Origin of the sequence: Brachyspira pulli (assembly GCF_036997785.1) — a bacterium.
Taxonomy (GTDB): domain Bacteria; phylum Spirochaetota; class Brachyspiria; order Brachyspirales; family Brachyspiraceae; genus Brachyspira; species Brachyspira pulli.
This window is the reverse complement of the sequence record NZ_JAWLQI010000103.1, coordinates 1-6,242: the sequence shown is the minus strand read 5'-3', so window position 1 is coordinate 6,242 and position 6,242 is coordinate 1. Positions and strand designations below refer to the sequence as shown.

The 6,242-nt window shown below is 23.5% G+C and carries 4 protein-coding genes; 3 read left to right on the top strand and 1 reads right to left on the bottom strand.

Annotated features, from left to right (window positions below):
• Positions 1-464 precede the first annotated feature (464 nt).
• From R4K56_RS14270 to R4K56_RS14260, 3 genes are all read left to right on the top strand, one after another.
• Positions 465-812 (top strand): immunity 51 family protein, encoded by a 348-nt coding sequence (locus R4K56_RS14270; protein WP_335773219.1) that lies wholly within the window; start codon positions 465-467, stop codon positions 810-812.
• A gap of 47 nt (positions 813-859) precedes the next feature.
• Entirely contained in the window at positions 860-1,732 is an 873-nt protein-coding gene (locus R4K56_RS14265) for an Rpn family recombination-promoting nuclease/putative transposase (RefSeq protein ID WP_335786928.1), read from the top strand.
• A gap of 225 nt (positions 1,733-1,957) precedes the next feature.
• On the top strand, positions 1,958-3,406 hold the full coding sequence (locus tag R4K56_RS14260; protein WP_335773140.1) for a tetratricopeptide repeat protein: 1,449 nt from the start codon (positions 1,958-1,960) through the stop codon (positions 3,404-3,406).
• A gap of 46 nt (positions 3,407-3,452) precedes the next feature.
• Here the strand turns inward: R4K56_RS14260 and R4K56_RS14255 are convergent, their stop codons facing one another.
• Complete coding sequence (locus R4K56_RS14255) at positions 3,453-5,831, bottom strand: BspA family leucine-rich repeat surface protein (RefSeq protein WP_335773141.1); 2,379 nt, start codon at positions 5,829-5,831, stop codon at positions 3,453-3,455.
• Positions 5,832-6,242: the final 411 nt, after the last annotated feature.

Sequence of the window (6,242 nt, the reverse complement as noted above, 5' to 3'; positions counted from 1 at the left end):
CTAATATAGCTAATTATTTTATACAAATATATATTTACTAATTTTCAAGCTTATATCTATTTATTGTATAATATTATAACTCATTAAATATCATGTAAAATTTTGACAAAATATTATATTTATATTATAATATTCAAATATGTATAGATAACTCTAAACTCTAAACTCTAAACTCTAAACTCTAAACTCTAAACTCTAAACTCTAAACTCTAAACTCTAAACTCTAAACTCTAAACTCGTTTAAAGTTTACATGGGATTAGAATATTTTAAATTTATAAAATATATAATATTTTTTATAAAGAGTTAGAATAATTTACAAAATTTAATGATAAATGTTTATTAATTTTATAAAATTGAATTAAAATATAAAAAAGTGAGTCGTAGCCAGCTAGTGAGTTTACGCACTAGCTTATTATAGGCGTAGACGAGCATAACAATAATAATAAATTAAAAGGAAACAATAATGAACAATAATTTTGATGAAAAAATAAAACCTTTCTTTTTTGTAGAACATGAAAATACTGCTTCTCTATGCCTTAATGTAGGCGAATATAAAAGAGAAATATTTGAAGAAAGAGAAGATGAAGGATTTGAAGGCAGCGGTTATGATTGGCAATCTTTAGCCTTAGTATTTTTAGATGAAAAAGTTCCTGAATTAAAAGATGCTATTGACTTTGATTCTGAGGCAAGTATGTTCTGTGCTTACAGCAGCGATATTGGAGCATTAAAGAAATTTGCTTTATTATTTAAAGAGGCATGCGAAGATGACAAATTAATAAGAGATTTATTTTCAAGGGCTGAACTTGATTAATATATAGTTTTTTTGACAAACTTAATAATTTTCAGTATAATATACTTATGGAAAAAAAATTAAATACCAAACAAATAAAATATTTCAATCCTTTGAACGATTATTTTATACGTTACCTTTTTACCGATAAGGGAAGCAGCGAATCTATACTTTTGGATTTTATTAATTCTATAATGCTTAATGCTAATATGAAGACTTTTCGTTCTGTGGAAATTCTTACTCCGTTTAATTTGAAAAAGAATAGAAATTTAAAAGAAACCATAGTTGATGTTAAATGTATTACTCAAAATGGTTCAGTAGTCATAATAGAAATACAATTACAAGGCAATTCAAGATTCCCAGAAAGAATACTTTATTATTGGGCAGCTAATTACAGTAAGCTATTAAAGCATGGTGAAAGATATGATGAACTTACACCTGTTATAAGTATTAATCTATTAAATTTCAATTTAGATAAAAGTAAAAATATACATTCCTGTTATATGCTTTATGAAATGAATAATAAAAAACTTCTTACGGATCATTTACAAATACATATAATAGAGTTAAAAAAATTCAAGAAAAATATATTAACTAAAGATTTAAATTGTTGGTTAAAAATGTTTACAAGTAAAAATTTGGAGGCTTCTATGTCTGAAATAGTAAAAGAAAAACCTATAATGGAAGAAGTACAGAAAAAATATAATAATTTTGTGAAAAGTAAATTGATGATGATGGAGTATGAGAAGAAAGAGGCTTATTTATACGGTAATCAAATAATGCTTGATGAAGAAAGAAGATTAGGTAGAGAAGAAGGCAGAGAAGAAGGAGAAAAAAATAAGGCAATATCTATAGCTAAAAGTTTAAAAAAGGCAGGTTTGGATTCAAAATTCATAAGTGAAAATACAGGATTAAGTATAGAAGAAATAAAAAACTTGTGAGCGTCTAGTAAATTTATTTACTAGACATAAATAGCGATCAAGTTTTTTATGTATAAATAAAAAAATAAAAAAATTATGAGCATATAACAAATTTATTTGTTATATATTTTTAGCGAATAATTTTTTTATATATAAATAAAGAAATAGAAAAATTATAAACTTATAACAAATTTATTTAAAATATTACAGAGTAAATTTTATTAATTTAATGATATAGGTGGTACTATGAATATAATAGAAGAAATCAATCAATTACATGAAAACGATGAACATGAAAAAATTATTGAAATTATAACAGCAATCCCAAGCGAGGAAAGAGATACAGAACTTTTCAGCTTGCTTGCCAGAGCTTATAATAATACAGTAAGATATGATGAAGCATTAGATACTTTAATGTACATAAGAGAAGAAGGCATTGACGATGCTTTATGGAATTATAGAGTAGGTTATGCTTATTATTATAAAGGCGATAAAGAAAATGCAGAAATTTATTTTAAAAAGTCTTATGATTTAAATAATGAAGATACAGATGCTTATAGTTTTTATATGCTATGTTCTGAAGATAAAGATGACGGAATAAATTTTGAAGAGAGGGTTAATAGGTTTTGGAAATGGTTTGAAGAAAATGAGAAAGTTATATCTGATTTTATAGAGCAGAAATCTAATATGTCATCAGAGGAAATCATTGAATTTGTTTCTAATGGTGTAGCTTTAATATCTAACAATTTGCAATTTAATTTTGGCGGTGATTATGAGTTTACATTTACTGTAGAAGGCAAAGAATATTTATTTTATCTTACTCCTAGAATAGTAGCTGCTATGCCTGAGAAGTTAAAAAGCAAATGGAAATTTTCTCCTTATATGCAAAAACAAGATATAACTAATTCTAATTTCAAAATGTATAATAAAGATTTAAGCTTTAAAGAAATTTTAGTATCCGCTGAATATGATGAAGATACTAATTTCTTTAATTTGAAATTTTATAACAAAGACCTAAATCAATTAGATGAAAATTATGCTTATAATGCTTTTTATATAATGCTAGAACATGCTGTGGGTGAAAATATATTAAAACTATATTTATTAGGAGATGTTGAAAGAAGCGATAAAAAACTTGATAACATGATAGAACTTCCAAAACTTTATGACTTTATAATGGATACTCTAAAAAATAAAAATAAGGAAATTATTGCAGACCCTATAAATAGATATACAGTTTATGAATGTAAACCTATAGATAATTTCTTTAGAGAAGATATATTCATTGGAAATACTTGTTATATGGAGCTTATTAGTGATTATACTAATTATAATATAGATGCAGTTGTTAATATTTCAAAAATGGGAGCAAGAGCTGCATATCTAGTTTATGTATTTTCAGATAATAAAGACAATGATTTTGAAGATGAAAATATAAATAAAAAACTTCTTGAAGAAAGAAATAATATTTCAGATGAGCTTGAAAGCATTATGGGTGAGAAAGGAAGCGGTAAAGAGATAGGCATACTATTAGGCAGTGCTTTTGGTATAGTAGGAGGATATATAGACTTGCTTTTATACAATCAAGATGAGTTTATAAAAAGAGCTGAAGAAGTACTAAAAAAATATAATTATACATTTAGATTATTAAGATTCAGACAATATTCAGAAATTATAAAGACATTTAATGATTAATTAAATAAAATAATAGTAATGTGCTTTTTTAGTGCATTACTATTTTTTATAAAAACATTTCAGTTAATCTAAAATCCCATATTAATAGTATAATCCAAGTATATATGAATCTCTTATTAGAATTATTAAATTCTATATTAATTTTTATTTTATCGTTATAATTAGTTTCTGTATTGATAATTTTTGTTCTTATGTAAAATTCTTGATTATTGTATGAGTCTTTAAAAGAATAACCGTTAATTTCGTAATAACTTTTATGTTCTGTATTCATATCATATCTTTGAGAAAACGCTTTTACCATGCCGTAGCTTATTTCTATATTTTGTAATTTGTTTAATGCTTCTTCTAAATTATTTATTTTTATATTTGTAAACTGCATTATAGGCTGTGATAATTCATAGTCTTCGAGCTGTTTTTTCCATTTTAATATAATACTCTCTTCCATTTCTATAGGGCTTGATAAACTTACAAAATAATTATTATTTATATTCACTGTATTATCATCGTAATTTGTATAACTTCCGTCACCTGAATATCTGAATGTTGTTATAAAATTATTATTTTCATCAAATAAATTCCAAACTAAATTAATGGCAAATTTATTCATTATTGGATTATCAATAAATATTTCTTTGAAAAAATTGAAATCGTACTTTTTTCCCGTTAGTAGAATTTTTATTAAATTTCTGCTTTGATTTTTTATAATATTTGGAATTTCTTTCTTTATATATTTTATTTCTTCTTTTATACTATCATCAAAATTTTTAGGTATTTGTCTTAATATTTTATTTTCTTTGATATCAAAAAATTCTATAGTATAATCATGTTTCAAAATCATTTTATACTGATTATCATTTACTTCAATTATTCTCTCTCCGTTTTTATCAAAGTCAAAATTTGGTATAGCTTTTAATCCGAATTCATAAACGCTCAAATTATTTTCTTCTGCTATATCCTCAATAATTTTTTCTGCCATATCTTTTACTTCAGATTTTTTACTTTTCTTAAACACATTATAAAGCATATTAATAGCATATTTACTTTTTTTATTAATAGAAAATACAATCAAACATAATTTAGAATCTTTTTCTTTTTTGTAAATCTCTCTTAATGCCTCATCTCCTCCATATATTCCATACATGATGAGAGATGTTTCTTTATTGGTATTTGTGTATATTGTTTTAATGGCATTTATAAATGATTTTTCATCAAGCAAATTGATAATATAATCTATTTGTTTTATTCTGTAGGCTTCTCTTTTTAATTCTAAATATGATAAGTAAATATATTTTATTATTCTCTTATCTATATTTTCTATTTTTATATCATCTATAAATTTTACTTTTTTATCATCTTTTTTATTATAGTTTTTATCTATATAATTATAAACTTCTTCTATGCTATTAAAACTTTCAATATAATTTGGTATTAATTCTTTTAATTCATTATAAAAATTATTTATTAAATATCTTTTAAGGAGATTAACTTTTTTATTTTTATGATTTTCTATAATTTTATATATCTTTTTTACATTGTTTTTTATAAAATCATTTAAATTATTTTTTTCTGCTTTATCTAAAGTCAATGCATATAAATAAATTTTGAATTTAAAAGTTAATTCTAATTTAGAATCTTTATTAAAATTACTCATATCTGTAATACTATCAATATTCCAATCATCTAAATTTTGATTGAATGCTGATGTATTTGAGAACATACTTCCTGCATCTTTTAATTTTTTTGTATTCCAATTATTAATAGGGTGATTAAAATCTCTTGCAAACATAAACATGCATCTCATATTAATAACATTGCTTACATTCCAATTATTAAGAGACTGATTAAATGCATAAGCTAATGAAAACATACCAGACATCTCTTTTACTTTAGAAGTATCCCATTTAAATAAAGGCTGATTGAATCTATATGCCGATGAAAACATATGATTCATATTTTCTACATTACTTACATTCCAATCATTTATATTTTGATTAAAACTCTCAGCACGATTAAACATATCGCTCATACTTTGAACTTTACTTACATTCCAATTATTAAGAGGCTGATTAAAACTTTTAGCATTCATAAACATGCTATTCATATTTGTAACATTGCTTACATCCCAGTCATTCAAAGGCTGATTAAATTTTTCAGCCAAGAAAAACATATAAGCTGTATTTTTCACTTTAGATATATTCCATTTACTAATATCTTTATTAAAATTCCTATTAGCAGAAAACATACCTGCCATATTTTCTACATTAGAAGTATCCCAATTTTCTATACCGTCATAATTATCTCTATTAAAAAAATCAAATAAATTTGACATGTCAGTTATTAAGCTGGTATCTATATCGCCCAAATAAATACTTTCATCTGTTACTAAATCTCTTAATTCTTTCCTGCTTGTAGGTTTATATTTCATTTTAATTCCTATTTTTTATAAGTGTAATAATTTTATATTATGTATTTATTATTACAATATTTTAATTTTATAATATAAGTTTTTTAATGAATATATAGACATTTATTATATATGTACAGTTTTTAATTATAGAATATACCTAAACAACTATATTTTGTCAATTTTTATTTTTTATGAATGTAAATAATATTTTTTTATAATATAAAATATTATTTCATATTGATCAAATATGTTTTATATGTAAGATAAATTACTTATTATCGTACAATAATAAGCAATCAACCGCACATATAGTTGGCATTTGATAAGATGAAACAGTGCCGTGCGGGAAGGTGCCGCAGCTCGCGGTTGACAAACTTAAAATTTTTAGTATATACCTAAACAAATATATTTTGTCAATTTTCAAACAGA